General features: G+C 37.1%; 24 protein-coding genes. 16 read left to right on the top strand and 8 right to left on the bottom strand.

The genetic code is table 11. The features are described 5' to 3' along the window. Window positions 1-299: 299 nt before the first annotated feature. A complete protein-coding gene (locus AC58NB_RS15085) occupies window positions 300-2,912 on the bottom strand; it encodes a calcium-translocating P-type ATPase, PMCA-type (RefSeq protein WP_497427645.1) in 2,613 nt (870 codons plus the stop codon). A 570-nt stretch (window positions 2,913-3,482) separates the two neighbouring features. Next, window positions 3,483-4,328 carry a manganese catalase gene (locus tag AC58NB_RS15080; RefSeq protein ID WP_497427644.1) on the bottom strand — a complete coding sequence of 282 codons (846 nt, stop codon included), beginning with the start codon at window positions 4,326-4,328 and terminating at the stop codon, window positions 3,483-3,485. 824 nt (window positions 4,329-5,152) lie between these two features. On the opposite strand from AC58NB_RS15080, the gene AC58NB_RS15075 reads away from it, so the two are divergent. Beyond that, the gene (locus AC58NB_RS15075) at window positions 5,153-5,584 is read left to right on the top strand and encodes a DUF2621 domain-containing protein (RefSeq protein ID WP_497427643.1); all 432 of its coding nucleotides are present in this window, start codon (window positions 5,153-5,155) and stop codon (window positions 5,582-5,584) included. A gap of 114 nt (window positions 5,585-5,698) precedes the next feature. Here the strand turns inward: AC58NB_RS15075 and AC58NB_RS15070 are convergent, their stop codons facing one another. Then, the gene (locus AC58NB_RS15070) at window positions 5,699-6,259 is read right to left on the bottom strand and encodes an HD domain-containing protein (RefSeq protein WP_497427642.1); all 561 of its coding nucleotides are present in this window, start codon (window positions 6,257-6,259) and stop codon (window positions 5,699-5,701) included. A 245-nt stretch (window positions 6,260-6,504) separates the two neighbouring features. Between AC58NB_RS15070 and AC58NB_RS15065 the strand changes: the two genes are divergently transcribed. After that, window positions 6,505-7,005 carry an NUDIX domain-containing protein gene (locus AC58NB_RS15065; RefSeq protein ID WP_497427641.1) on the top strand — a complete coding sequence of 167 codons (501 nt, stop codon included), beginning with the start codon at window positions 6,505-6,507 and terminating at the stop codon, window positions 7,003-7,005. A gap of 75 nt (window positions 7,006-7,080) precedes the next feature. Here AC58NB_RS15065 and AC58NB_RS15060 read toward each other — a convergent pair whose 3' ends face one another. Next, window positions 7,081-7,692, bottom strand: coding sequence for a hypothetical protein (locus tag AC58NB_RS15060; protein WP_497427640.1), 612 nt, complete (start codon window positions 7,690-7,692; stop codon window positions 7,081-7,083). 276 nt (window positions 7,693-7,968) lie between these two features. Next, entirely contained in the window at window positions 7,969-8,109 is a 141-nt protein-coding gene (locus AC58NB_RS15055) for a small acid-soluble spore protein P (protein WP_497427639.1), read from the bottom strand. A gap of 140 nt (window positions 8,110-8,249) precedes the next feature. On the opposite strand from AC58NB_RS15055, the gene AC58NB_RS15050 reads away from it, so the two are divergent. The 7 genes from AC58NB_RS15050 to AC58NB_RS15020 all read left to right on the top strand — a co-directional run bounded on the left by AC58NB_RS15050 (window position 8,250) and on the right by AC58NB_RS15020 (window position 15,797). Continuing rightward, on the top strand, window positions 8,250-8,522 hold the full coding sequence (locus AC58NB_RS15050; RefSeq protein WP_497427638.1) for a hypothetical protein: 273 nt from the start codon (window positions 8,250-8,252) through the stop codon (window positions 8,520-8,522). Window positions 8,523-8,755: 233 nt separating this feature from the next. Further along, window positions 8,756-11,485: an aconitate hydratase AcnA gene (gene acnA, locus AC58NB_RS15045; protein ID WP_497427637.1), complete on the top strand. Its 2,730-nt coding sequence runs from the start codon at window positions 8,756-8,758 to the stop codon at window positions 11,483-11,485. A gap of 216 nt (window positions 11,486-11,701) precedes the next feature. Beyond that, a complete protein-coding gene (locus AC58NB_RS15040; RefSeq protein WP_497427636.1) occupies window positions 11,702-12,166 on the top strand; it encodes a TlpA family protein disulfide reductase in 465 nt (154 codons plus the stop codon). Between the two features lie 130 nt (window positions 12,167-12,296). Continuing rightward, a complete protein-coding gene (locus AC58NB_RS15035; RefSeq protein WP_497427635.1) occupies window positions 12,297-12,428 on the top strand; it encodes an FbpB family small basic protein in 132 nt (43 codons plus the stop codon). Between the two features lie 67 nt (window positions 12,429-12,495). Further along, window positions 12,496-12,639, top strand: a complete 144-nt coding sequence (locus AC58NB_RS15030) for an acid-soluble spore protein N (protein WP_497427634.1) — start codon at window positions 12,496-12,498, stop codon at window positions 12,637-12,639. Between the two features lie 404 nt (window positions 12,640-13,043). Further along, on the top strand, window positions 13,044-15,341 hold the full coding sequence (locus AC58NB_RS15025; RefSeq protein WP_497427633.1) for an AAA family ATPase: 2,298 nt from the start codon (window positions 13,044-13,046) through the stop codon (window positions 15,339-15,341). A gap of 36 nt (window positions 15,342-15,377) precedes the next feature. Next, a complete protein-coding gene (locus AC58NB_RS15020) occupies window positions 15,378-15,797 on the top strand; it encodes an acyl-CoA thioesterase (protein ID WP_497427632.1) in 420 nt (139 codons plus the stop codon). Between the two features lie 281 nt (window positions 15,798-16,078). Here the strand turns inward: AC58NB_RS15020 and AC58NB_RS15015 are convergent, their stop codons facing one another. Next, window positions 16,079-16,369 (bottom strand): HesB/YadR/YfhF family protein, encoded by a 291-nt coding sequence (locus tag AC58NB_RS15015; protein WP_497427631.1) that lies wholly within the window; start codon window positions 16,367-16,369, stop codon window positions 16,079-16,081. A gap of 180 nt (window positions 16,370-16,549) precedes the next feature. Here AC58NB_RS15015 and AC58NB_RS15010 point away from each other — a divergent pair, with 180 nt between their 5' ends. Further along, window positions 16,550-17,122 (top strand): DUF2785 domain-containing protein, encoded by a 573-nt coding sequence (locus AC58NB_RS15010; protein ID WP_497427630.1) that lies wholly within the window; start codon window positions 16,550-16,552, stop codon window positions 17,120-17,122. A 14-nt stretch (window positions 17,123-17,136) separates the two neighbouring features. Next, on the top strand, window positions 17,137-17,358 hold the full coding sequence (locus AC58NB_RS15005) for a hypothetical protein (protein ID WP_497427629.1): 222 nt from the start codon (window positions 17,137-17,139) through the stop codon (window positions 17,356-17,358). Window positions 17,359-17,417: 59 nt separating this feature from the next. Here the strand turns inward: AC58NB_RS15005 and AC58NB_RS15000 are convergent, their stop codons facing one another. Further along, window positions 17,418-18,560: a CapA family protein gene (locus AC58NB_RS15000; RefSeq protein ID WP_497427628.1), complete on the bottom strand. Its 1,143-nt coding sequence runs from the start codon at window positions 18,558-18,560 to the stop codon at window positions 17,418-17,420. Window positions 18,561-19,173: 613 nt separating this feature from the next. On the opposite strand from AC58NB_RS15000, the gene AC58NB_RS14995 reads away from it, so the two are divergent. Further along, entirely contained in the window at window positions 19,174-19,395 is a 222-nt protein-coding gene (locus AC58NB_RS14995; protein WP_497427627.1) for a hypothetical protein, read from the top strand. Between the two features lie 424 nt (window positions 19,396-19,819). On the opposite strand, the gene plsY is transcribed toward AC58NB_RS14995, so the two are convergent. Beyond that, window positions 19,820-20,425, bottom strand: coding sequence for a glycerol-3-phosphate 1-O-acyltransferase PlsY (gene plsY / locus AC58NB_RS14990; RefSeq protein WP_497427626.1), 606 nt, complete (start codon window positions 20,423-20,425; stop codon window positions 19,820-19,822). Window positions 20,426-20,559: 134 nt separating this feature from the next. On the opposite strand from plsY, the gene AC58NB_RS14985 reads away from it, so the two are divergent. The 4 genes from AC58NB_RS14985 (at window position 20,560) to AC58NB_RS14970 (ending at window position 26,668) form a co-directional block, all read left to right on the top strand. Beyond that, the gene (locus tag AC58NB_RS14985; protein WP_497427625.1) at window positions 20,560-21,015 is read left to right on the top strand and encodes a CoA-binding protein; all 456 of its coding nucleotides are present in this window, start codon (window positions 20,560-20,562) and stop codon (window positions 21,013-21,015) included. Window positions 21,016-21,366: 351 nt separating this feature from the next. Further along, a complete protein-coding gene (parE, locus tag AC58NB_RS14980; RefSeq protein WP_497427687.1) occupies window positions 21,367-23,325 on the top strand; it encodes a DNA topoisomerase IV subunit B in 1,959 nt (652 codons plus the stop codon). After that, window positions 23,322-25,757: a DNA topoisomerase IV subunit A gene (gene parC / locus AC58NB_RS14975; protein WP_497427624.1), complete on the top strand. Its 2,436-nt coding sequence runs from the start codon at window positions 23,322-23,324 to the stop codon at window positions 25,755-25,757. Before parE ends, parC begins: the two co-directional genes overlap by 4 nt. Before the next feature lie 152 nt (window positions 25,758-25,909). Continuing rightward, window positions 25,910-26,668, top strand: coding sequence for a YybI family spore inner coat protein (locus AC58NB_RS14970; protein ID WP_497427623.1), 759 nt, complete (start codon window positions 25,910-25,912; stop codon window positions 26,666-26,668). The last annotated feature ends 225 nt before the right edge of the window (window positions 26,669-26,893 follow it).

Below are 26,893 nucleotides of genomic sequence, written 5' to 3'. Positions count from 1 at the left end.
CCTTGTTTCATTCTAATCGGTGTTTGAGATATCCAGGTTCGTCTTTTATAATGAAGTGTCCTATTTTCTGCAGAATGGGAGAGACTCCTGCGGGGAAACCAAGTACCTTAGACCACGCAGCGCAGAACGCGAGGAGGCTTGATGCTTGCCCGAGGAAAGCAAGCTCATTCTGTATAGCATAAGGTAAAATAGCGAAAACAAAAAAACTGCAGACAAGGTCCCTGAAAAATAAGGAATTTGTCTACAGTCTTAAGCACCCTGGGGGATGCTTTAAACTACGCTTTAATGATACTAGAGCTTTATGCTGATTTCGTTCTTCGCAATCGCTTTTCAATTTCGATCACGATGATAGGAACGACTCCAAGTCCGAGCGCGATGAGATAATACTCATAAGGAAGGGGAGTTACCTCAAATATATATGCAAGCGGTGGGATAAAAACAATCGCTACAATCAGTAAAAGTGATGCCAATAATGCTAAGATCATGTACTTATTTTCCCGTAAATCTGATTGGAAAATGGACTTTGCTGTACGGACATTTAGAACATGAAAGAGCTGAGAGAGTGATAAAACAAGAAAAGCCATTGTTTGAGCTGCGCCTAACGATTCCAGGTTTGTACCTGCTAAGTAAAAGCCGATTAAGGAAAGCACGGCAAACATCAACCCCTGCAAGACGATTCGATAAAGAAGGCCGCCAGCAAAGATTCCTTCTGCTTTGGGCTTTGGCCGTCTCTCCATAATATCCTCTTCAACAGGTTCCATCCCGAGGGCGAGTGCAGGGAGACCATCAGTCACCAAATTCAGCCATAATAGATGGATGGCTAATAGGGGGGTCTGCTGCCAAATAATCATGGCGATGAAAACAATGAAAATTTCCCCCATATTGGTACCTAGCAGGAATTGAATGGCTTTACGAATATTATCGTAAGTGCCACGGCCTTCCTTCACGGCATCAACGATGGTTGCGAAATTATCATCGGTCAAAATCATATCCGAAGCGCCTTTTGCGACGTCGGTACCTGTTATGCCCATTGCGCAACCAATATCAGCTGCTTTTAAAGCAGGGGCATCATTAACCCCGTCACCGGTCATGGAGACTATGGCTCCTTTTTGCTGCCAGGCGCGCACTATACGTATTTTATCCTCAGGCGACACCCGTGCATAAACGGAGTAGTCATCAATTGATTCATTTAATGCTTGATCTGTCATTTTTTCAAGCTCTGCTCCAGAAAGTGATTTTTGTCCTTCATTTAAAATACCAAGTTCCTTCGCAATTGCATTTGCTGTACCGATATGGTCACCAGTGATCATAACCGGTCTAATGCCTGCCTTTTTACAAATGCGGACGGCATCTTTCGCTTCAGCTCGAGGCGGGTCAATCATCCCTAATAGTCCAACAAAATGTAAATCTCGCTCAATTTCATCGCTATCAAGGTGATGGGGAACGCTGCTAAGTTCCTTGTAAGCCACTGCGAGCACGCGCATTGCTTCATATGTCATTAGGTTATTAACTCTTTTAGCTTCTTCAAAATCGCCAGTTTTACAGCGGTTCATCAGGACATCAAAAGCACCTTTCGTAAGTGCATAGGGTTTTCCTTCTATTATATGGATGGTCGTCATGAGTTTTCTCTCAGAATCAAACGGAATTTCTCCAACGCGTGGTGCTGCTTCATGAAGACTCTCCTTGGTCATATGATTTTTCAATGCTGCTGAGAGAATAGCGGTTTCAGTTGGATCACCGATATGCTTTTCTTCTCCATCTACTATTTCAACTGTTCCATTGGAAGCTAATGAACCAAGGCGAAGTAAGGATTTTATCGGACCCGAAACGTGATTTGTCACATCTTCTGGTTCACCTTTTACCCATGCTTTAACAACTGTCATTTTATTTTGCGTGAGTGTTCCTGTTTTATCAGAACAAATGACTGAGGCACTGCCTAAAGTTTCAACAGCCGGAAGCCTTCGGATAATAGCATTTCTTTTGACCATACGTTGCACACCAAGTGCCAAAACAACTGTCACAATCGCAGGGAGACCTTCAGGAATAGCGGCAACTGCCAGGGAAACAGCGGTCATAAAGATTTCCAGAATAGGCATTCCTGAATAGAAGCCGATCGCAAAGATGACAATACTGATGGCTAGGGCAAGCAAGCCGAGATACTTTCCTAATTTACCTAGTTTCTGTTGCAGAGGTGTCTGGGCTTGATGGGCTGATTCCAGCAATTCGGCTATTTTGCCCATCTGAGTATCCATGCCAGTGCCAGTAATAATTGCTTTTCCTCGACCATAGGATACACTGCTGCCAGAGAAGACCATATTTACCCGATCACCAAGAGGAGCATCTTCTTTAACAGCTGCTTTCTCATTCTTCTCAACAGGGACTGATTCTCCGGTCAATGCTGATTCTTCTATTTTTAAAGAGGATGCCTCGATTAATCTTCCGTCGGCTGGTATGAAATCACCCGCTTCGAATTCAATCAGATCACCTGGCACTAGTTGACTGGCTTCAATTTCGGTTAATTTCCCATTACGGATCACCTTAGCCCGTGGGGATGAGAGATTTTGCAATGCTTCAAGTGATTTCTCCGCTTTATTTTCTTGAACAACTCCAAGTACAGCATTAAGAATAACAATGCTTAAAATAACAATTGGTTCGATATATTCCTTCGTATCATGGCCTTTAACTGCGACAAAAAAGGAAACGGCAGCAGCGAATATTAAGATTAAGACCATGATATCTTTAAATTGTTCAAAGAATCGTTGAACAAGCGTCTTTTGTTTCTTTCCTTTTAATTGATTGAGTCCGTATTTAGCTTGCTGCTCCGATACTTGAGCATCGGTTAGACCAAGCTTGCTATTTGTTCCGTATTCTTTTTCAAGATCTTCTATTTTCTTTACATGCGGATTATTCATGAAGAAACCTCCATTTCGTTAACTAAATATGCCTTTAGCATATCCAAAAGAGGAGGTAGGATACTTTGAAAAGATAATTAATAAAGGGAGGCCATTTGTATTATCGAGAGAAATAACTAGGAAGAATCTTTTTGAAACTCTACTTATTAGGGATCTATTTGTGAAAGGAGTTTTAAAATCATTGAGATGTCACAATGAAAATTGATTTTTGGAACATTTGACAAACATCAAAGGGTATGCAAAAAAATAAAAATTGTTGGTTTTGCACGATTAGAATCTGTAAGAGAATGTGAGGATAGAAAGGTATTGAAGAAGCATTATTCCTATATAGATAGGAGGGGAGATCTTTTGGCTGAAAGGGGAAGAGGGGAGAAATACTATCGTAAACCACAGGAGTAAGTGATACTCTCAAGAAGGTTTAAAACAATGGTGATGCAACTTATTCCAGTGTTAGTAAAAGAGAACTTATTAATATGCTTATTTAAGTAGGGAGTGATTAAAACGCGCCATTATATAAAAAAGGACTTCAGAATTGATTTAATTCTGAAGTCCTTATAAGGGTTCACTCAATTATTTTAAGATGGATTTGTCTGTATCCATTGGTAATGTATTATGAGTTTCCAGTGGTGCAGGTTTTAACATTGGTTTTGCGCCTTCTGCAGGGGGAACCACTGCTTCATAGCGGAATTCACCTTGTCCATCTGGTGCTTGGCCACTTGCCCAACTTCCAGTGCTGCTTTCTTCACCTTCAGAGAAATTATATAAAGAGTATGCGATATCAAGACGTTCTTTTTCACGTGGGAATGTGCTTGGAACAAGTAAACCTTCTTGTTCTTCTAATTCAGCGATCGCTTTCGCCCAAAGGTTTTGGTGATAGGAATCACGTGCAATAAGAACAGCTAGCAGATCTTTAATTCCTGGATCATCTGTCATTTCATAAATACGGACTGCTGCTAAGCGACCTTGTGATTCAGCGTTCAGGTTAGAGCGGAAGTCAGCTAATAAGTTACCGCTTGCTGTTACATAACTTCCCATCCAAGGGTTACCAACACTGTCCTGTGGACGAGGATTTAATCCGGAAACAATAGCATGTTGTGGATTCATACCGCTTAGTACAGCAGCGATTGCTGGATCAGCCATTGCTTTTTCTTGATCTTTAAGTGGTGCGCCATCAAGTAGACGTGCAACCATAGTCGCTAACATTTCAACGTGGCCGATTTCTTCTGTACCAATATCTAATAAAAGATCCTTGTATTTTTCATTACCGCGTACGCTCCATCCTTGGAACAAATACTGCATCATAACAGTCATTTCACCATATTGTCCACCGATTAATTCTTGAATCTTTTTAGCCATTAACGGATCTGCTTTAGTTGGTTTTGCTTCAAATTGAAGTTCTTTTTTGTGGAAAAACATAATTTCATACCTCCATAAATAGTAGTATTTTTTGAGCGGGTTGCTCGTACATTCTAATAAATACCCTCCGTTTTTTAGTTAGAAACATTTAAACTAATAAAAATAGGTAATAGAGGTAGGAAAAACACTTGACAGATATGGAGTTATTGCAAATAAAAAAATAAAAATCACGGAGAAATTTAACTCTTTTTGCGGGATTTTTAGGGATTATTACCTGTGAAATTGACATATAAATAAAAAAACACCCAGAATAATTGCATTCTGGGTCCTTTGTTGAGCGTCTAAAGTAATGAAATGTTTTTCTTCTTATTTTTCAACAGGCGTTAACTGTTCATTAGGTTGTTGCTTGGCTATTGATTCCATCTTCTTTAATTCTTCCCGAAGTAATCGTCTGACTTCTCTGCGTCTGTGTACTTTTTTCCCCATACAGTAAGACCTCCTTAAAGATAGTGGAAAACCAATAAACCACTGACCGTAAACAAAACCCTCTAGATAATCATTTACAACAATCATTAAAGAAGAAGACCATCTTGATTGTCAATCATATGAAGAAACCTTTCGAGATATTCATATCTTCTTAAAAGCAGATTGTTATCTATAGTTATATCAAAGGTTGAATAGTATGACAATTTTAAAAAAGGTATGATAAGGTTCGTACAAGACGATAAATCAACATTATGCAACTATTCACAAAAAATATCTGCGTTTCTATTCAATGCAATCTAATCGGGATTATTTGCTAATTTAGTTGAAGGTTTCCAGTTGTTTGTTATAATAATAAATGGAAATTAATTAATAAATCAGTCTTATCTGGGGTGAATGGTATGTTAGAAGGATGGTTTTTATGGTTCATCCTGTTTTGGATTTTGTTTATGATTGGATTTATGGCTATCGGCGGTTTTTTTATGTTTCGAAAATTTTTAAAGAAACTTCCTAAAGAAGATGGAAAATCTGATATGGACAAAGAAGTCGAATTTGTCGATCAAACAAGACAGCTTTGGAATCCTGAAGGAAAAGAATTTTTAGAAGAATTGGTCAGCCCTGTACCAGAATTGTTTCGGGATGTAGCCAGACATAAAATTGCCGGGAAAATTGGGGAGTTGGCTCTTAAGGAAAAAGCCAATCAAATTACGCTTGATCTCATTATTAAAGGATATATCTTAGCAACACCAAAGCGCGATCATAAATTCCTTCGCAAGAAATTAGAAGCTGAAAAAATAGATGTCAGTCCTTATGAACAATATTTCTCTGTATGACATCTCTTCGGAAGAAGAGGTTTTCATTTAGTGAAGGTCGTTAAAGCAGCTATAAAAGGACCATCTTCTATGGTCCTAAAAGCTGCACTATATAATATAAGGAGATGATTTAGGTTATGTATTTTTAATACTAACAAAAAAGTCATTAACATCTTTTACGTATTGGTGAAAAAATTCGGGTATTTGCTCTTCTTCCAGTCCTTGAAAACTATTGATTGCAATTCCTCTTATATACCATTCCTGAGAGTCCAGTCCTCGTTTAAAGCAGTTCCAAATTTCGTCTCCCATTAATTCATGTCCAGCACTCATAGATTTTAAATTGTTCCATTTATCAGCCACAATAAGAGCCTTAATTTCAAGTGGGGCATCTTTCACGAGTTCAAGGGTATGCTGTTTTCGTTCTTCCCATGTTTTTGTTTTGTCTTCTGTATGAGCTGAGACATATTTGGCGACTAAAGGGCCAAATTCTTTTTTGATTTGTTCAATTGTTGTATCGGTGTCTTCCACTGTATCATGTAATAATCCTGCAATGACTAATTCCTCACTAAACCCCGCTTTTTCAAGAGTCTTAGCAACTTCCAAAGGATGAATAATATAAGGCTCCTTTGAAAGCTTTCGTTCTTGACCTGCATGGGCATCTGTTGCAAATTGTACCGCTTTTTCTTTTAAAGTCATTTATTTAGCCACCTTTTAACTAGCTATGTTATTTTACAAAAAAATAGGATTGCTCATAAAATGAAAAAGGTCGGTTGTGAAAATATTTATAATTATATCTATATTCATGGGTATTATATCATATTTATAAAATCGGAAGGTATTATACGTTTAATAAGAATAGGAATAATATATATTACACAGTTTAGTAAAAATTATATATAATCTAATTATGTATTGATGAAAGATAAAGGGGTCATAAACAAATGGAACTTATCAAGGAAATTTATGATGATACGTCAGAACAGTATACGACGAATGCATACCGTATCAGAAAAGCGTCCAGAGCCGTAGTCATTAACGACCGCGATGAGATTGCACTTTTATTTGTTACAAAAGGAAACTATCATAAATTGCCTGGTGGAGGAATTAAAGATAGTGAAACAATCTATGATGCACTGAAAAGAGAGGTCGAAGAGGAAGTAGGGACCTTAATTGAGGATATTAAAGAACTCGGAATCACGATTGAATACCGCAATAACGAAGAACTTCTGCAATTGTCATATGGATACATAGCGAAAGCTACTGGTGATTTAAAAGATCCTATGTATACAACTGATGAGATAAATGATGGTTTTGTACTGAGATGGGTACCGATTAAAATAGCGATTGAGATAGTAAAACAAGACATACCTGCCAATTATGCAGGGAAATTTATTCAGCAAAGGGATCTGGAATTCCTATTAAAGGCTGATGAAGTGATTTAATGTATAGTCATCAAACAACTGCACCCAAAATTGTTAACGGATAAACTGACAATTTTGGGTGCAGTTTTTGTGTTTTTATTTAAAATATCTTTCTAAGTCAGCGATTGAATAGGCTTCCGACACCCCTTTTTTAGAATATAAATATTCGATAAGATTCTTATCATCTTTAAAAAGATCTAGTAGGCCATGATAGATATTTTTTAAATAGGGAAGAGAGGGCGAAGTGATTTGCTTATCAGCTAGGTTGCGATTGTCTGTAAATGTAAAAATCGGAAAACCTTCGGCTTCGCCTAAATAGAGAATATTTCCATACCAGGAGTCATTATACGAATAGGTATGAACTTTTCTTGCTAATTCAAGATTAACATTCATCTCAAAATCTCCATTTTCCTGTTGTACAATTTGTTTAAATTGATCGCTTGTAATTAAATATTTCTTTCCAAATGTTTTCGTGCTTGTATCCTTCTCAATATCGATAAAAGCGACACCGCCATTCCAACGTGCGGAGTATTCCGAGAAATACATTTCATATGGAAGAGATATAGGGGCCGCTTTTAAGGGGAAAGCAGGATCAGAGCATCCTCGTTCTGCTTTTGTCGAACCTTCTGGTGTTCCTCCGGTTATATAACAATGAAAACGACTTTCCGATAAATTCGAACCATAACTTGCGTACCAAACATAATCCATTACTTTATAATCCTCCCATTGTGTTTATAGGTATATGTACCACTAAAGGAAGAATTTACACATATCACAATGATTTTAAAGTGTATCGTTCGTGTCATAGTATTTATCTAAGGTGATTCTAATGGGTTGGATAGAAATAAATATAGTCTCGGCAAGGATAAGGAAAAGGTTTGGTAAAGGAGTGTTAGAAAAAGAGGTGGATAGAGGCTAAGAAATCTCTATTTTTAAAGTGGTGCGAGAGAACATTAAATGTTTCTCCCGCAGAGTATATTTATGTTACATATCATGATGGGAATGATTTTTTTGGCGTGTGTGCTGTCTGTTTTTCACTTTATGTGAGCCACTTAAGGGTGCAGGCTGCCCATTGTGATTATTGTCTTTAGAACCTTTTTGATGATTAGCATTTTTATTCGACATATTATCCCTCCTGACTATAGTATGAGTGTCAATAAAATGATTATACTGGTATAAAATAACGAGTAATCATGAGAGATACCATGAATAAGTCCGAATCTTTCCGTACATGATAGAAATTATATTGTTAAGGAGGGGTGTATGTGCCTTATCACAAAAATAAAGTTCAGGCCTTTCAATCAGCACAAAATGGAGTAAGAAAGGCAGTGGATGTCCATGAAAATTTAAAATCTATGCTGCATGATCCTCAATTTGGCCACGAATTAGGCCAATTGTGGGAAGAAATTAACGAAGCATACCAGCAAGTTGAAAATGCTTATGAAGTTGCTAGTGAGCACCAAAAGGATGAGTTAGATCATTACAGAAACACATTAGATAAGATGGTATCAGATTTAGATGAATTTCAGAAATTATGATAAATAACCGGTCAGCATCCATGCTGACCGGCTTTTTGTTTTATCAGGAAAATAATTACCATTAAGAAAAACTTATAAGAGGCAATAAATTACTTATATTTTACATTATGAAAAGGTTATATTAATATTAAATTGTTAGAATATTGGAATTGACGAAGAGTGCTGAACTTTTCTACAATTTGTCTCTCAATATTCTGTATGTATTTATCTTTTACCTAGAGGGGGTAATTTGATTGGGGAAAAATGATGTGTTCGACTCACGGAAATTTTTTGAGATTGATGGTAAACGCTATCATTACTACAATCTGAATGTATTGGAAGAAGCAGGAGTTGGTGAAGTATCTAAGTTGCCATATTCCATTAAAGTTTTACTTGAAAGCGTATTGCGTCAAATGGATGGGAGAGTAATTAAAAAAGAACACGTAGAGAATTTGGCTAAATGGGGCACAGAGGAAATGTCCATTGATGTCGATGTTCCTTTTAAACCTTCCCGTGTTATTTTGCAGGATTTCACAGGTGTTCCGGCAGTTGTCGATCTTGCTTCATTACGTAAAGCTATGGCTGATATTGGCGGAAATCCAGATAAAATAAATCCTGAAATTCCGGTTGATCTTGTAATTGACCACTCCGTTCAGGTTGATAAATATGGAACTGCAGATTCCTTGCAGATTAATATGGACTTGGAATTTGAACGAAATGCTGAACGTTATCAGTTCCTAAGCTGGGCACAAAAAGCATTTGATAATTATCGTGCTGTTCCGCCTGATACGGGAATTGTTCACCAAGTAAACCTGGAATATTTGGCGAATGTCGTTCATGCGACTGAGATGCCTGATGGTGATTATATGACATACCCGGATTCTTTGGTAGGTACTGATTCACATACTACCATGATCAATGGTCTTGGTGTATTGGGATGGGGTGTAGGTGGAATTGAAGCGGAAGCTGGTATGCTTGGCCAACCTTCCTATTTCCCTGTACCTGAAGTAATTGGCGTACGTTTTATTAATTCGTTACCTAATGGTGCCATGGCGACAGATTTGGCTTTGAAAGTTACTGAAATTTTGCGTAAAAGTGGCGTTGTAAATAAATTTGTTGAATTTTTTGGTCCTGGTATGAGTGCTTTATCGCTTTCAGACCGTGCAACCATCGCCAATATGGCTCCTGAATATGGGGCTACTTGCGGATTTTTCCCGATTGACGAAGAATCCCTCAAGTATATGCGTTTGACAGGACGCTCGGAAGATCATATTGCAATCGTTGAGAAGTACAGTAAAGAAAATGGATTATTCTACTATAAAAACAGTGATGAACCAAGATATACGAAAGTGATTGAAATTGACCTTTCAGAGATTGAAGCGAATCTTTCTGGTCCTAAACGTCCACAGGATTTGATTCCTTTGTCTAAAATGAAATCTGCTTTCAATGAAGCTTTAACAGCACCAGTTGGAAACGCAGGATTTGACCTTAGCCAAGAGGAAATAGATAAAAAAATTATTGTTCAGCTGAATGATGGCCGTCAAGCTCCAATGAAAACAGGAGATATTGCGATTGCTGCCATAACAAGCTGTACGAATACATCCAACCCATATGTCATGCTTGGGGCAGGTCTTGTTGCCAAGAAGGCTGTGGAATTAGGATTACAGGTTCCCCATCATGTGAAAACATCCTTAGCTCCGGGATCAAAAGTCGTGACAGGCTATTTGCGTGATGCTGGACTGCAAACGTACTTGGATGATCTTGGTTTTAATCTTGTTGGGTATGGCTGTGCTACATGTATTGGAAACTCAGGTCCATTAATGGATGAAATCGAAGCAGCAGTTGCTGAAGCAGATTTACTTGTTACTTCCGTATTATCCGGTAATCGGAACTTTGAAGGACGTATCCATCCGTTAGTAAAAGCAAACTATTTGGCATCTCCTCCATTGGTTGTTGCCTATGCGTTAGCCGGAACGGTGGATATTGATCTTGAGAATGATCCAATTGGAAAAGGCAAGGATGGGAAAGATATTTATTTCAAAGACATCTGGCCATCCAGCGAGGAAGTTAATAAATTGGTACAGGAAACTGTTACATCAGACCTCTTCCTTAAAGAATATGAGCATGTCTTTGATGATAATGCTAGATGGAATGAAATCCAAACTAGCAACGAACCTTTATATAACTGGGATTTTGATTCAACCTATATTCAAAACCCTCCTTATTTTGTCAATATGGATCCTAATCCATCAGAAGTTAAACCGCTTGATGGACTAAGGGTTGTTGGGTTATTCGGTGATTCAGTTACAACAGACCATATCTCACCGGCAGGTTCTATTGGCAAAGATACACCGGCAGGTAAATACCTGCGTGAAAAAGGTGTCGGCATCCGCGACTTTAACTCATACGGTTCACGTCGTGGTAACCATGAAGTGATGATGCGTGGTACTTTTGCTAATATCCGTATACGAAATCAAATTGCTCCTGGTACTGAGGGTGGTTATACCACTTATTGGCCAACCGGTGAAGTAATGTCCATCTATGATGCATGTATGGAATATAAAAAAGATGATACTGGCCTGATCGTGCTGGCTGGAAAAGATTATGGTATGGGAAGCTCTCGTGACTGGGCTGCAAAAGGAACCAATTTGCTTGGAATTAAAACAGTAATTGCTGAAAGCTTTGAAAGAATTCACCGTTCAAATCTTGTATTAATGGGTGTGCTGCCTCTTCAATTTAAAGAAGGCGAAAGCGCTAAAACTCTTGGTTTAACAGGTAAAGAAAGAATCTTTATCCCTGTCAATGAAAGTGTCAAACCACGTGATATCATAACAGCAACGGCAATCGCTGAGGACGGAACAGAGAAGAAATTTGACGTTTTAGTTCGCTTTGATTCCGATGTCGAGATCGATTATTATCGCCATGGCGGTATATTGCCAATGGTTCTGCGTGGCAAATTGCAAGAAGCTTCATCTACCATGTAAGAAATAAAAAAGCTGACTTCGGTCAGCTTTTTTTGTAGCTGTTCGCATTTATCCTGAATTCATGAACAAAAGTCCATTTAATAAAGGAAGAATAGCTAAACTTTAATATACAGACTTTCGCAAATTTGGAAATACTGATACAATTTCTTTGGGGATATACATATTTGTGGCTGGGGGGAGTTTGCTATAAAAAAATTCATCGGGTCACTCTTACTGTTGATACTGATCGGTGTAGCGTTTTACGGAGTATTAAATCAGCAGGATACTTCAGTTAAAGCAGATAAGGGGAATGAGGCTATTGACTTTACGTTGAAAGATCCTAGTGGAAAAGATATTTCCTTATCTGATTATAAAGGAAAGAAAGTGTTTCTAAACTTTTGGGCAACCTGGTGTAATCCATGCAAAAAAGAGATGCCTGAAATGGAAAAAATCCATCAAACCTATCCAGACGTTGTCGTTCTTGCCGTAAATATTGATTCTCATAAAGATATTAAAGGATTTATGAAGAATCTGAATTTAACTTTTCCTACAGTATTGGATGTAGATGGTGATATCAACAAAAAGTACAATGTTGTATCTATTCCAACTTCATTTTTTATAAATGAAAAGGGAGTCATAGAGAAAAAAGTAGTGGGATTAATGGAATATAAACAAATGGAAGAAAATGTTAGAAACATGTAAACAGCCGAATAGGCTGTTTTTTCACATTTAATGGCCAATTCAGTTATTCTTATTTTCAAAAAAGGTTATAAATACAGAAAGTAAAGGCAATGATAATATTGAAAATACGAATACGGATGGTGATTTATAGATGAAAAAGCGAAAAAGGATGTCTTTAGCCGATTTAATCGTAGAAAATAAAAAACAGATCATTATGGATAAACATGCTATGGCGATCCTTGAGGATCGAATTGATAAAAGAATGATGGAAAGAGCCGAATAGTATCCAGAATATACCCTTAATAAGACTAACATAAGTAAGCATGCTAAGTATGAAGGGGTGAAAAAAGATGGGTAATCCTAAGAGAAATCCTAAACCATTTGTACCAAATCATATTGGAACTCAGTCAAGAGCAGCTGGTGGAAATAAAGGTAAAAAAATGCAAGATACTTCTGGAAAACATCCAGATGTTATTCAAACTAAAGGCGAATAATAGGATAAAGATCATTTGAAAACCTGCTTGTAAACCCTTTTGGTAAACGAGCAGGTTCTTTTTTGCTTTCAAAAACGACTGATATCAGGATTACTTCTATAACGAAATAAAAAAACTATGTTCCAAATCTTCATGGTGATTTTAACCCCCAAAACCTCGCAACCAAGATGAAGAAACCAAGTAATAAAAACATAGAAAAGGAATCTCCATATAACTATCTTTAAATGATAAATAATGGGGAGACACCAAGTAATCTATTTACGCAAGAAATGAGTGTTGTTCCTAGTTTTTAAAACCAGAATTTACGTGTCTATTTATGTCTTTTTTTAAGCCAAATAGATTAAATAGACATGTGTTGTATGGTAGGATGGAGACATCGACTTAAAAAAGGATGAAACAAAAAGATGAAACTTTCGATAAATCAATACATAAATAAACTTGATGAGTGGGAGAGAAAACGGAGCGAACAAAATACTCTGCCAGCTAAATCGGAATTGCTTGAAGCAGTGCAATGGCTCTGTAACAACAAAGCTGATCAAGAAGAAATAAACGAACTAGAAGGCAGATTGCTCTATTTATTGGCTCTGCAAAGAAGTAAAGAAGAGGAACAAGATGATTTATATTATCTTTTATTAGAAGAAGCAGATCGATTATTGATGGGCAGAGCTGAGATTCAATTATTATTGGAGAGAAAACAATTAAATCAATTCAACGATCTATTTGCCGGTTTTCGTATTCCAACTTTACGGGAAACAGATAATCGAACGGCCAAACGTAATACCGTCGTTCAAATAATGACTGAAACTAATTTATATATGAATCGAACATCTGACGCGCTAAAGCAACTAAGTCATACATCAGAAATGGAAGCCAGTATGGCTCTAAAGAGGGATTTAGATGAAATCCTTATTTGTATGCAAAAGGTCCTTTCTACTGCTAAAGAATATGAAGAGACTTTAAGCGGTAATTTTCATACAGCTATTGTTTATCAGGAGTTCAAATCCTCACTTCATACGCTGAATAATCGTATCGATCAATTCAATGAATATATATCAAAACTAGACAAGCAGGATCATCAAGATCATCAAAGCGCATTAGATGAACTTAGCCAAATGATTGGTCTAATTGAAATTAAAGAGCGGGTTAACCAGCTTTATCAATTTCTAAAATACCAAAAGCAGCGGGAAAAAATGGGGTTTAATAATACCGGAGATATTAGTCTTAATATGGTCCTCACAGGAAACCCGGGAACTGGAAAGACAACACTGGCCAGATTATTAGCGAAAATCTATTATGAATTAGGGATATTGCCGAAAGAATCGATCGTTGAAGTAGATCGGTCTAAATTGGTTGGAGCGTACGTTGGACAAACAGAGGAAAATGTACGCAAGGCCGTAGAAGAAGCAATTGGGGGGATCCTCTTCATTGATGAGGCATATAGCCTGAAAAGAGATGGTCAACAAGGTACAGATTATGGACAAACGGTTATTGATACCCTGATTTCTCTCATGGATAGTGCCGAATACGCAGGGAAATTTGCAGTTATATTAGCAGGTTATCCTGAAGAAATGCGACAATTTTTGGATAGTAACCCGGGCTTACGGAGCCGTTTTCCTCAATTTAATTATATGGAATTACCAGACTATTCATTGGATGAAATGGTCCAGATAGCTATTCAGACGGCAGAAAATAATTATTATTTTATCGCGCCAGAAGCGATTCCCTCTTTAAAAAAACGAATTGAATATGAGATGGTCGATCAAACATTTGGGAATGCCAGGACAGTTAAATCAATTGTCATGGATGCTATATTCCATAAAGGCTCAATTGGTGACAGGATGGATAAAGGGAGCTTTTTAAACTTTCTTCTTTTGCAGGAAGAAGATTTTTCTTCCCAGTTTCCTATAGCGACAGGAGATCCACAGTCGGAATTAATGAATCTTGTTGGGCTGGATACAATTAAAGAAGAAATCCATAAGCTATCCGCATTTGTAAAGATTCAACAATCGAGAAGGCAGGCAGGTAAGAATACAGTACCCATTCAGCTTCATGCAGTCTTTACTGGCAATCCGGGAACCGGAAAAACGACAGTTGCCAAGCTATATTCCGAAATTCTTCGAGATTGTGGATTGTTGAAGAGAGGACACCTCGTTGTAGCAAGCCGTGCTGATTTCGTGGCAGGCTACGTTGGGCAGACTGCCATTAAAACGAAAAAGAAAATTCAAGACGCATTGGGTGGTGTGCTATTCATAGATGAAGCCTATTCATTATTGAGCTCTTCTACTTCAGACTATGGAAAAGAAGTGGTCAATACATTGGTTGATGAGATGACCAAACATAATGAAAATCTCGTCATTATTTTGGCTGGTTATCCGGATGAAATGAAGACTTTGCTTTCCAGTAATCCAGGTTTTTCATCCAGGTTTAAAAAGTTCATGCATTTCCCGGACTATACGATTGAAGAATTGATGCAAATTATTGAAAACTATGCTCAAAAGTATCAATATGTATTGGATCAGCCAGCAAAAGATTATTTAGTTGAAAAATTAAATGTCATTAAAATTGATGGGAATGGGCGCTTTGCCATTAATCTGGTTGATAATGCTATTCAGGCGCAGGCTGTTCGATTGATAGAAGAAATGGACGAGGATGTTGACTATTCTACCTTGGTGAAGGCGGATTTTCAAAATGTGTTAGAATAGAGAAGGAACCCTTATAGTAGAATAGGAGTGTTTGGAATGTTTGTTTCAAAGAAAGAAATCCAGTTATTTTACGCAGATACAGATATGATGGGCGTTATGTATCATGCCAACTATCTTAAGTGGTTTGAACTGGGAAGAACTGCCTTTATTGAAGAGTTAGGCTATAAATATAATGACATGGAGGAAGCTGGCTACTATGCTCCTGTATATGACATTCAAGTAACCTATAAGACACCATTACGCTATGGCGATCAAGCATATGTACATACATGGATAGAAGAAAATAACGGGTTGAAAACGCTATATGGTTATGAAATCCGAAATCAGCATGATCAAGTATGTGCAACAGGAACTACCACGCATATCGTTGTTAGAAAAGACAATTTCAGACCGATTCAGTTCAAAAAAGCATTTCCAGAATGGCATGCAAAATACGAAGAAATTAAACGCAAATAAGGATAAGTGTAAGTATAAGGCCCGTCGGCTTAGTCATTTTATGGCTGATCCGACAGGCTTTTTTTGTGCTGTTTAGAGGTCCTTTTAGAGTTTTCATTCTAAAAGTTGGGTGCGATAAAGACGATTTATAGGGGGAATAATAGCTGAAAGGGTATATATAAATCTATAAGAAGAATAACTTAATCTCGTACATGATATTGAAGGAGTAATATAGTAAAAGCAGGCCGGAAAAACGAATTCGTTTTCTCAACCTGCTTTTATTTAGTCAGCGGATGTCGCCATTATTTACTATAGTTGAACGTAGGTTCAGCCCTTTGATCGTCAAAAGTTACATGAAGATCATGTCCATCAAAATACCATACATCATCCTCTGCAACAAAATAAGTGATCTCATCCTGTACAAGGGTTACTGCTGCTTGGTTTTGGTCCTCTTTATTAATTCCGAGAGAGAAACCGGATTGTATAGGGCTATATCCTCCATAGCGAGGGAAGAACCGTAGGCTATCGCCTTTTTCAAGTTCTAATTCATTTTTATACCATGTTGCTGATTTCTCGTCTATTGTAATTTTCATAGATGAATCCTCCTGATATTAATTCATTTTTTTTATAGGCTATCTGATTTTCGAATACTACCATTATGACATAATGTTTATAAAATAACGACTTATCCGGTATGGGAACTATCTGTTGATCACTTAATACCCTAGTTACACTCCGATGAATCTAGTATTGACCACATAAGGGGGTTCATTATGATCGTATCTTCGGGAGATTCATTGAGTGAAAGTGAATTAAAGTCTATCTTAATAGAATTCAAAGATAAAAACTATCACTGGAAAGGCTTAGATGTAAATACCGTATTAAAGGCGATGTTAGTACATATCGGCTCTACAGATAGCGAGCTACGTGACCAGCTAATCTATACATCTTTTTATCAATTAATTATTAATCGTAAGCAAATTGTTGCTGAACAATTAATTCAACTCTTAGATACTTGTATAGATGAACTAATGTTTAAAGGGATCGGCGAAAAGGAAACCGATACTGTCTTCACAAGATCATTTACAACCCTTTTAGTAGCATTAATACTGAATAGAGACAATCAAGAGAATTTTTTATCATCAAGCAAAATAAATGGTATTAAAGAAATGTTAATGAAGTACATGGACCTAGAGAAAGATTTAAGAGGATATGTCGCTGGGAAAGGATGGGCTCACAGTGTCGCCCATGCAGCAGACACTTTTGAAGAATTGGTGATGAATCCAAAGCTAAGTAAAGAAGATTATCCCGAAATTATGAGGGTGTTATGGAGTAAAGGTTATTAATCCCTATTCTTGAAATGCTGGAAAGAGGAATGGATTTAACAGAAATAGAAGAATTGCTGCAGCAGTTGCCGAATGAATTAAAAAAGCGAAAGGAACAGATTGAAGAAGAAGAGTACTGGTTTTTAGTCTTTAATAGTAAAACGTTTCTAAAGAGCTTTTATATTAAAATGAACGGTAATCTTAAATTACTGTCACTTCAGAAGAAGATTGAACATAGACTGTTAAGTATCTTATAAAACAGAAAGGCTATCCCTTTGTAGAGTCTACACATTTAGGACAGCCTTTATAAAAATCCTTAATTTGATGTACGATTAAGCATAAATTCAGTGAGTTCTTGTTTATTGTTTTTACTCTGGCCAAATACTTCCTCATTAGCAAAAGGTTGTACTCTATAATCATGTTCATTTTGATTCGTTACGTAGGTTGGAGTGAACATCACATTGGATATAGTTGTTGTGGTAGTTCCTTTAGTGGATGACTCTTTGGTTATTTTGATTTTAACCATTCCACCGATATCTTTATAGTCATTTTGTTGACCAGAAAGAAAATTACCTAATGAATAGACGACTAGAGTTTTATGTTTATCGGTCTCTATCCATTCGATTGGCTGCAGGACATGAGGATGATGGCCGATAATGATATCAGCACCCGCTTCGGCCATTAATTTGGCTAATCGTCTTTGTTCATCTGATGGATTCCGTTTATATTCCAATCCCCAATGGGCATTGATCAGTATGAGATCGACTTTATTTCGTATATTCTTAATATCTTGTGTCATTTTATAATCGTCTATGTAATTGACAAGATAATCTTTCCCATCAGGAATAAGGATCCCATTCGTTCCGTATGTGTAGGATAGGAAACCAATCTTAATTCCATTTATTTCAATAATACGGTCGCGCCTGGCATCTTCTTCATTTTTATTAATCCCCACGTATGGCATTCCAATTTTATTATAATAATCAATTGCTCGTAGAATTCCTTTTTCACCTTTATCGAGTGAGTGGTTATTTGCTAGAGTTACCAGATCAATCCCCACGTTCTGTAAGGTATCCGAAATTTCATAGGGAGAGTTAAAGGATGGATAACTGGATAATCCTAGATCACTTCCAGCTGCAATAGATTCTTGGTTGGCAATCGTAAAATCCGGACTGCTTAACATATCTTTTACAGGTGCGAACATATCAGAAAAGTCATACCCAGAACCAGTATCCGCATCTTTATATACCCTATCATGCAGTAATATATCTCCAATCGCCCCAATTTCAGCTGTGGACTGGTATATTCGTTCTGATAATACGACCTCTTTATCTTTAGATAATGTAACTTCTCTTTCATTAGATTGTTTAAAGACTTCCTCCTTATTTACATACACAAATATACCTGTAGACCCCATGAGTATAATAATGAATGAAAAGAGGATTATTTTCTTCTTCATAGTTCACCCGCTCAGTAAATTTCTATTCATTTCAACAATGTATCAATACATTACTACATGTATATTGCCACTTTTTAAGTTAAAATGCAAAAAAAGGTAGTTTTGTAATTCTCATAAAACAGATAATTCGATACTTTTCTACTGTTTATGTATCGGTTCTTTCGTTTAAACTAGTTGGGGACTGAACGATAGAGACCTAAATAAGAAAGAATCATAAAAGGTTTATTTAGTGATTTACTCATCGGATATCATTGAAAGGTTGTTGTATCAAGGTTCTTGAGGATTTGAAAAATTCTCTTTTATTGAAGGGATATTATTATTTTAATATAATATAAGTATGATATATCTCGTAAAAAAAAGAGGAGGGAGTCACCATGGGTTTTATAGGGACAGTATTCGCGATCTTAGTCGCTCTTACAATCTTTGGTATCTGCGGTTAAGTTATATCAAAAAACTTAATTTGGTCTTATTTTTGCTACCGCTTCTTATTTTTCTAATAAACGAGGAAATAAAGTACAAAGTAGACGTCCCCTACATTGGTTATGTGCTCAAATGTCATTTTAATGACTTTCTTGGAGGGATTTCCTTTGCAGCATATACCAACCTAATTCTTTTGTTTAGTCATTGGACCAGCTTTTATTTATATAAGCTTCAGCATTTTATCATCTTAGGGGCTATCTGCAGCTTTGCTTGGGAATGGATAATTCCCGTCATTAAAGAAAACAGTACACCGGATTGGTTCGATGTACTGTCATATATGCTTGGGATGTTATGTTATTTCTTTCTTATGAAGTATTTCATTTATGTAGAAAATAGAAATGACTTAAAAGAGTGACGAGCAATATAATCTATTGCCAGGTATACTACTAATTAATCTTCATTATTTTTTTGCTAAGGCATCTATCTCTAACTCAAGTTTGGATAGATGCTTTTTGTATTTAAGAAGAATCACAATAAGCATCTATAACCTAATTAGATGACTCTGGCAAAAGGGTTTAGACTAGCTGCTAACCCCTATGGCCTCTAATAGTCACTTGTCATACAAAGATATAAGTCCTAACCAGCATGAATCATGTTTATAAGTAGGAAAACCGTTTAGTTGTTGGAATTGCAATCCTGAGGGGGCTTCGTTTTACCCCAGCTGTTTCTAGTAATCAAAAAGGTCAACCTGATCACGTAACCGATGCTAAAGAAAAAGTCACTAAAAAAGACTGCTTTTGCACCACAATTAATGTGGTTACAAAAACAGCCTTATGTTCTCATTTAAACAAATTTACCTTCGGCTCTGTTTTATTGATAATCCGTTTTATGTTCGCACGGTGTCGATAGAAGATAAAGCCTACCAAGAAGATGATTAAAATTTGAAAGGACAAATCATCAGTAAACATGACATATATAAGTGCTACAACGGCAATTAACATGGAAGATAAGGAGACCATTTTGGTTAATAATAAGAATATAAAAAAGCATGCAACTAAGATTAAAAATAAGTTTGGATCGTATCCAAGCAAAATACCGCCTGAAGTAGCTACCGCTTTACCGCCTCTAAATCCTGCAAATATAGGATACATATGACCAATAACTGCCAATAAGCCGCATACTAACGGGATGGCAATCCAGTCTGGCCAATAATCAACTTGTATATCAAATATGTATGGCGGTAGGACTGCAAGAGTTCCTTTTAAAATATCGATTGATGTAACAATAATTCCGGCTTTTTTACCGAGGGTTCGGAATGTATTAGTTCCGCCAAGATTTCCACTTCCATGTTCTCGTATATCAGTATTATAAAATACTTTGCCTATAATTAAGCCTGAGGGTATTGAACCAAGCAAATAGGAGAGAACAAATAAAAAATATAACATACAAACATTTCCTTTCTAACACAATTAGTTAATATATTTTAACATGTAGATTTAAAAAGACATACAAATTTATTTCATTTGGTAAACTTAAACACTTCCCTATTAGGAGAGTACCGTTTATTCTATAATAGCCTATGGGTATACATAAAATATATTCAAAAAAAGGAAAGGGTGTAGTTATATTGGAAAATCCTAGTAGAGATGAAATTGGTGTACTGTTAAAAAAAGCGAAACGAATAGCTGTCGTTGGTCTATCTGATAATCCGGAGCGGACATCCTATATGGTTTCGAAAGCTATGCAGGATAATGGATATGAAATTATTCCAGTCAATCCTGCAGTGGACAGTGTTTTGGGGGTTAAGGCGGTTCCAACCTTAAAAGAGATTGAAGGACATGTAGATATCGTTAATATCTTTCGACGTTCTGAATATGTTATGGATCTTGCAAAGGAATTTATGGAAATCGATGCTGATATATTTTGGACTCAGTTAGGTGTTGTAGATGAAGAAGCTTTTCAAATGCTAAAGGATAAAGGATATACGGTGATCATGGACCGCTGTATAAAAGTCGAGCATGCCCTAACTAAATAAATCTAAAAATCACCACCAATTACTTATAAATATAGAATTGGTGGTTTTATTATGTAATGGATGCCAAAAACTAATAGTTGTAAAAAGTGCGTACATGATACCATAATTAAGAGAAGGTCTGAATTTACATAAAATATTGGTGAGTAATTAGAACGACGACAGCAACCTATACATACTATTTATGAAAACTTTATTTGCGAAACGAAAAATAATCTGTAAAAATAGAGCAATAGAGCTTATCTGTGAGTATTTTTAATAATTGAGAACATTTGTTCTTATTTTAAAATATGTATATAATAGAAGTTGTTAAGTATAGAGAGGGGTACATAAGTGGCAAAGAAAGTAAAACCTATAGACTATAACGAAGATGCCATCCAGGTACTTGAAGGTTTGGAAGCTGTCCGAAAACGGCCGGGTATGTATATCGGCAGCACGGATACTCGAGGCTTGCATCATCTCGTTTATGAAATTGTAGATAACTCCGTAGACGAAGTGTTAGCTGGTCACGGTGACGAAATCATTGTAAAAATTCATAAAGATAATAGTATCAGTGTAATGGATAAAGGAAGAGGAATGCCTACGGGTATGCACAAAATGGGTAAACCGACTCCGGAGGTTATTTTAACGATTCTCCATGCAGGAGGTAAATTTGGTCAGGGTGGATATAAGACTAGCGGTGGTCTGCATGGTGTTGGTGCTTCTGTCGTAAATGCTCTTTCTGAATGGCTTGTTGTTACAATAAAGCGTGATGGCTTTATTTATGAGCAACGTTTTGAAAATGGTGGAAAACCCGTTACGACATTAGAGAAAATCGGAAAAACTAATCAAACGGGGACAACCATTCATTTTAAGCCTGATCAGAGTATTTTCTCTACGATCGTTTATAACAAGGAAACCTTAAGCGAGCGATTACGCGAATCCGCCTTTTTACTTAAAGGATTAAAAATCGAATTACAAGACTTACGTACGGATGAAAAAGATGTTTATCATTATGAGAATGGTATTGAAGCCTTTGTTACCTATTTGAACGAAGAAAAGGATACGCTTCATCCTGTCGTTAGCTTTGAGGGGACCCAGTCCGATATTGAAGTAGAATTTGCCTTTCAATTCAATGATGGATATTCCGAGAATATTTTGTCGTTTGTCAATAACGTAAGAACAAAAGATGGCGGAACCCATGAAGTGGGAATGAAAACAGCCGTTACACGTGCCTTTAATGAATATGCCCGTAAATCAGGATTGTTGAAGGAAAAGGATAAAAACCTGGATGGCTCTGATATACGGGAAGGATTGGCTGCAATTATTTCTGTAAGAATTCCAGAAGAATTATTACAGTTTGAAGGACAAACAAAGAGTAAACTTGGTACTAGTGATGCACGTTCTGCAGTTGATTCCGTCGTATCTGATAAATTATCGTATTATTTGATGGAAAACGCTGACATCGCTACCTTATTGGTCCGTAAATCGATTAAAGCATGTCAGGCAAGAGAAGCAGCCAGGAAGGCAAGGGAAGATGCGCGCGGTGGTAAAAAGCGTAAGAAGTCGGAAGCTCTTCTTTCTGGGAAACTAACACCTGCACAGTCCAGAAACCCATTGAAGAATGAATTGTATCTAGTCGAAGGAGATTCCGCGGGAGGATCGGCAAAACAGGGACGTGATCGAAGGTTTCAAGCCGTTTTACCTTTGCGAGGTAAAGTTATTAATACAGAAAAGGCAAAACTTGAAGATATCTTCAAAAATGAAGAAATCAACACGATTATCCACGCTATTGGCGGTGGAGTAGGATCCGATTTTTCTATTGAGGATATTAACTACGATAAAGTGGTTATTATGACGGATGCTGATACAGACGGCGCCCATATTCAAGTATTATTGCTTACTTTCTTTTATCGATATATGAAACCATTAATTGAACATGGTAAAATTTTCATTGCCTTACCTCCTTTATATAAAGTTAGTAAAGGATCAGGTAAAAGAGAAGTTATCGAGTATGCATGGGATGACGATGAATTAGCAGGTACAATAAAAAAAGTCGGTAAAGGCTATATGCTCCAAAGATATAAAGGTCTTGGAGAGATGAATGCAGACCAGCTGTGGGAGACGACTATGGACCCGGAACAGCGTACCCTGATTCGTGTTCGCATAGATGATGCCGCACGGGCAGAGCGTCGGATTACCACGCTAATGGGTGATAAAGTAGAACCAAGGCGTAAATGGATTGAATCCAATGTTGCATTTGGTTTGGAAGAAGATGAAAATATTTTAGAGAATGAGAATTTAACGGTTGCTGATGAGGAGGAAGTATTATGACACCAGCAGAGAAGTACCGCGATCTCCCTCTTGAGGATGTAATTGGCGACCGCTTCGGCCGATACAGTAAATATATTATTCAAGACAGGGCATTACCGGACGCGCGCGACGGGTTAAAACCGGTTCAACGCAGAATCCTTTATGCCATGCATTCGGATGGCAATACGAATGACAAACCGTACAGAAAATCAGCAAAGACAGTCGGTTTAGTAATTGGTAACTTTCATCCGCACGGTGACTCATCTGTTTATGAAGCAATGGTCAGGATGAGTCAGGACTGGAAGCTGCGTCGTGAACTGATTCAAATGCACGGGAATAACGGAAGCATTGATGGGGATCCGCCTGCAGCGATGCGTTATACCGAGGCACGCCTTTCCTCTATCGCCGGCCAGCTTTTAAGTGATATAGATAAAAAAACAGTTGATTTTGTACCAAACTTTGATGATACAGCTGAAGAGCCAATTGTTTTACCTGCTAAATTTCCCAATTTGCTTGTAAATGGTTCAACGGGGATATCGGCTGGTTATGCCACCGAAATCCCACCTCATAATCTTGGAGAGATTATTGATGCAACGATTATGGAGATTGATAACCCTGATTGTACAGTTGATGAATTAATGACCCTTGTAAAAGGACCAGATTTTCCAACTGGAGGTATTATTCAAGGAGCAGATGGTATTAAAAAGGCGTATGAGACTGGTAAAGGAAAAATTGTCATTCGCAGTAAAACAGCTATTGAAACCTTACGCGGCGGAAGACAGCAAATTACGATAACTGAGCTTCCATTTGACGTAAATAAAGCGAATCTTGTTAAGAAAATTGATGAATTACGTCTTGATCGTAAACTTGAGGGTATTTCTGAAGTAAGAGATGAAACAGATCGTACAGGATTACGGATTGTCATTGAATTAAAAAAAGAAGTAGACTCTGATGTCATTCTTCAATATTTATTTAAAAATACAGACTTGCAAGTTACATATAATTTCAATATGGTTGCCATTCATAAAAAACGGCCGCAGCTTATGGGCATTAAAGCCATGTTGGATGCTTATATTGATCATCGCCGTGAAGTAATCACGAGGCGTTCTAAGTTTGATTTAGCCAAAGCCCGTGATCGCCAACATATTGTTGAGGGACTTATCAAAATGATTTCTATTCTTGATAAAGTAATCGCAACAATTCGTGCATCCCTTGATAAAAAAGATGCTAAAGAAAACTTGGTGAAGGAATACGCATTCACAGAGGAACAAGCTGAAGCGATTGTTTCCCTTCAGCTTTACCGTTTAACGAATACAGATATTACGGCGCTGGAAAAAGAAGCAGAAGAACTTCGAAAGAAAATCGAAGAACTGACGGCTATTCTTGGCAGCGATAAGAAATTAATGTCAGTTATTAAAAAAGAGCTGAAAGAAGTTAAAAAGGACTTTGCAGATGCACGCCGTTCTGTAATAGAAGCTAAAATTGAAGACATTAAGATTAATCTTGATGTACTGATTCCAAGTGAAGATGTCATCGTTACGGTCACGAAAGAAGGCTATATAAAACGGACAAGTTTACGCTCTTATACTGCTTCTGGCGGTCAGGATTATGGAATGAAGGAAGGAGACAGGCTCCTTCATAAACTGGATATGAATACAACAGATACCTTATTGTTATTTACTGACAAAGGCAGTTATATCTACTGTCCGGTCCATTTACTTCCTGATATCAGATGGAAGGATACTGGTCAGCATATCAGTAATATCGTACCGCTCGACAAGAATCAAAATCTATTAAAGGCAATCCCAGTTTCCGATTTTGAAAAAGAAGCGTACTTATTATTCGTTACAAAAAATGGAATGATTAAGAAATCTGAACTGTCACTTTATAAGGCAGCCAGATATACAAAACCATTAACAGCCATTAATCTTAAAGGAGATGATCAGGTTGTGGATATCCATCAAACAGATGGAAAACAATCCATCTTCCTGGCTACTTCGATTGGATATGGGTTAATGTTCTCTGAAAGTGAAATCCCAACAGTTGGAGCACGTGCTTCCGGAGTTAAAGGGATAAATCTAAAAGACGATGATTATCTAGTTGCAGGAAAAGTGTTTGATGAAACTGATTCCTCCATGATTGCGCTGATTACACAGAGGGGCGCCATTAAGAAAATGAAACGAAGCGAGTTTGAAATGACATCCCGTGCAAAACGCGGAGTTGTCATGCTGAGAGAGTTGAAGAAAAACCCACATCGAGTAGCAGGGGTAGAATTTGTAAACGACCTTGATGCTATTGTGATTTTGTCGGAAAAAGGCATGATAGAAGAAGTTCCATCCTTCCAATTGCGACCTAGTGATCGCTATTCAAATGGTTCGTTCTTTATGGACGAAGGTGAAAATGGTTCAATCGTTGAAACATGGGTAACAACTCCTGAAGTTACAAATTCGTGATTCCCTAATAATCTAACTAAAAAGCTGTAAGCAGTTTTTAACTGTTTACAGCTTTTTTTATTCTGATGGATTCTCTTGTTTTTATGCATAAAAAGGCTAAATTCAAGGCATTCTATAATGAATTAATCCTTTACCTGGGAGTTGATAAACATATGATAAAATGGATGAATCGTTTTTTGATTTTCGGTATTTTAGGATGTTTGCTGCAGCAGTCGGTATCTATAAATGCTGCAAAACTAAACGAAAAAGACCGGCAAGTAGAACTTGGAACGTATAAAGTGGATGTAACAGGAGACGGGAAGAAAGACCAAGTCTATTTGTATGGTATTCCTTTTGATCAGGAGACTAAATATTATAAGGAATTTAAGTTGGTTACCAAAACAAAACAGGGAACTAAGAGTGAAACCATTCCAGGTGGATTTAAACCATCCATCGACTTTCTCGATCTGAATGGAGATAATACATTGGAAGTCGTAATGGGTGTTCCAACAGGAGGAAGCGGAGGAGTTAACGATTATTATGCCTTCTGCGTATATAATTATAATATTGAGCAAATCGACCTCCCTGACACCCTTAATATCAATGGATCATTTAAAAATAACTACGAAGCTACTTTGATGGTTCCAGAAGTTAATCAATCCTATACGATTGATCTGAAAAATCATAAAAAGAAATACGATAAACTCGGCGTTTATCATAAAGGGATATTAAGCGAGCCATCGGAAACATTGGTAAGTGAATATAAATCGATAAAAGTAAAAGATATCGATAAAGATGGACACAAGGAACTTGTTTGTACACAACAAGTATCTGGAGCATCCGTTGTTGATCGAATAGCTGAAGTTCAATCAAGCTGGGAGTATAAAGAGGAAAAATGGGAATTGAAAGATGTAAAAGTGGTGCCTAATTAAGTTGAATCCTCTTTCCTTAATCTAATTGATATAGATGCGGTTGTATTTATGACTTAAATTAATGAATGGTGAGAGCTTCCTTAGAACACTAGTAACGATGTTGTTAACAAGTGAATTATATTAACGTTGAAAAAGACAGGGAATATATTGTACTGAACCCTAAAAGTTAGACCAAATATTTAAGCAGCTAATTGACTGGTATAAAGACGGTATTCAACCGGACTC

This window comes from Pradoshia sp. TA40_28, assembly GCF_059694525.1.
The sequence above is the reverse complement of the archived record's forward strand: the minus strand, read 5'-3'. Positions and strand labels throughout refer to the sequence as shown.

Excerpts from the sequence above, each read along its gene's own strand:
- AC58NB_RS15085 (WP_497427645.1), bottom strand. The coding sequence starts at position 2,912 with ATGAATAATCCGCATGTAAAGAAAATAGAAGATCTTGAAAAAGAATAC.
- AC58NB_RS15080 (WP_497427644.1), bottom strand. The coding sequence starts at position 4,328 with ATGTTTTTCCACAAAAAAGAACTTCAATTTGAAGCAAAACCAACTAAA.
- AC58NB_RS15075 (WP_497427643.1), top strand. The coding sequence starts at position 5,153 with ATGTTAGAAGGATGGTTTTTATGGTTCATCCTGTTTTGGATTTTGTTT.
- AC58NB_RS15070 (WP_497427642.1), bottom strand. The coding sequence starts at position 6,259 with ATGACTTTAAAAGAAAAAGCGGTACAATTTGCAACAGATGCCCATGCA.
- AC58NB_RS15065 (WP_497427641.1), top strand. The coding sequence starts at position 6,505 with ATGGAACTTATCAAGGAAATTTATGATGATACGTCAGAACAGTATACG.
- AC58NB_RS15060 (WP_497427640.1), bottom strand. The coding sequence starts at position 7,692 with ATGGATTATGTTTGGTACGCAAGTTATGGTTCGAATTTATCGGAAAGT.
- AC58NB_RS15055 (WP_497427639.1), bottom strand. The coding sequence starts at position 8,109 with ATGTCGAATAAAAATGCTAATCATCAAAAAGGTTCTAAAGACAATAAT.
- AC58NB_RS15035 (WP_497427635.1), top strand. The coding sequence starts at position 12,297 with ATGAAAAAGCGAAAAAGGATGTCTTTAGCCGATTTAATCGTAGAAAAT.
- AC58NB_RS15030 (WP_497427634.1), top strand. The coding sequence starts at position 12,496 with ATGGGTAATCCTAAGAGAAATCCTAAACCATTTGTACCAAATCATATT.
- AC58NB_RS15025 (WP_497427633.1), top strand. The coding sequence starts at position 13,044 with ATGAAACTTTCGATAAATCAATACATAAATAAACTTGATGAGTGGGAG.
- AC58NB_RS15020 (WP_497427632.1), top strand. The coding sequence starts at position 15,378 with ATGTTTGTTTCAAAGAAAGAAATCCAGTTATTTTACGCAGATACAGAT.
- AC58NB_RS15015 (WP_497427631.1), bottom strand. The coding sequence starts at position 16,369 with ATGAAAATTACAATAGACGAGAAATCAGCAACATGGTATAAAAATGAA.
- AC58NB_RS15010 (WP_497427630.1), top strand. The coding sequence starts at position 16,550 with ATGATCGTATCTTCGGGAGATTCATTGAGTGAAAGTGAATTAAAGTCT.
- AC58NB_RS15005 (WP_497427629.1), top strand. The coding sequence starts at position 17,137 with ATGCTGGAAAGAGGAATGGATTTAACAGAAATAGAAGAATTGCTGCAG.
- AC58NB_RS15000 (WP_497427628.1), bottom strand. The coding sequence starts at position 18,560 with ATGAAGAAGAAAATAATCCTCTTTTCATTCATTATTATACTCATGGGG.
- plsY (WP_497427626.1), bottom strand. The coding sequence starts at position 20,425 with ATGTTATATTTTTTATTTGTTCTCTCCTATTTGCTTGGTTCAATACCC.
- AC58NB_RS14985 (WP_497427625.1), top strand. The coding sequence starts at position 20,560 with ATGGGTATACATAAAATATATTCAAAAAAAGGAAAGGGTGTAGTTATA.
- parC (WP_497427624.1), top strand. The coding sequence starts at position 23,322 with ATGACACCAGCAGAGAAGTACCGCGATCTCCCTCTTGAGGATGTAATT.
- AC58NB_RS14970 (WP_497427623.1), top strand. The coding sequence starts at position 25,910 with ATGATAAAATGGATGAATCGTTTTTTGATTTTCGGTATTTTAGGATGT.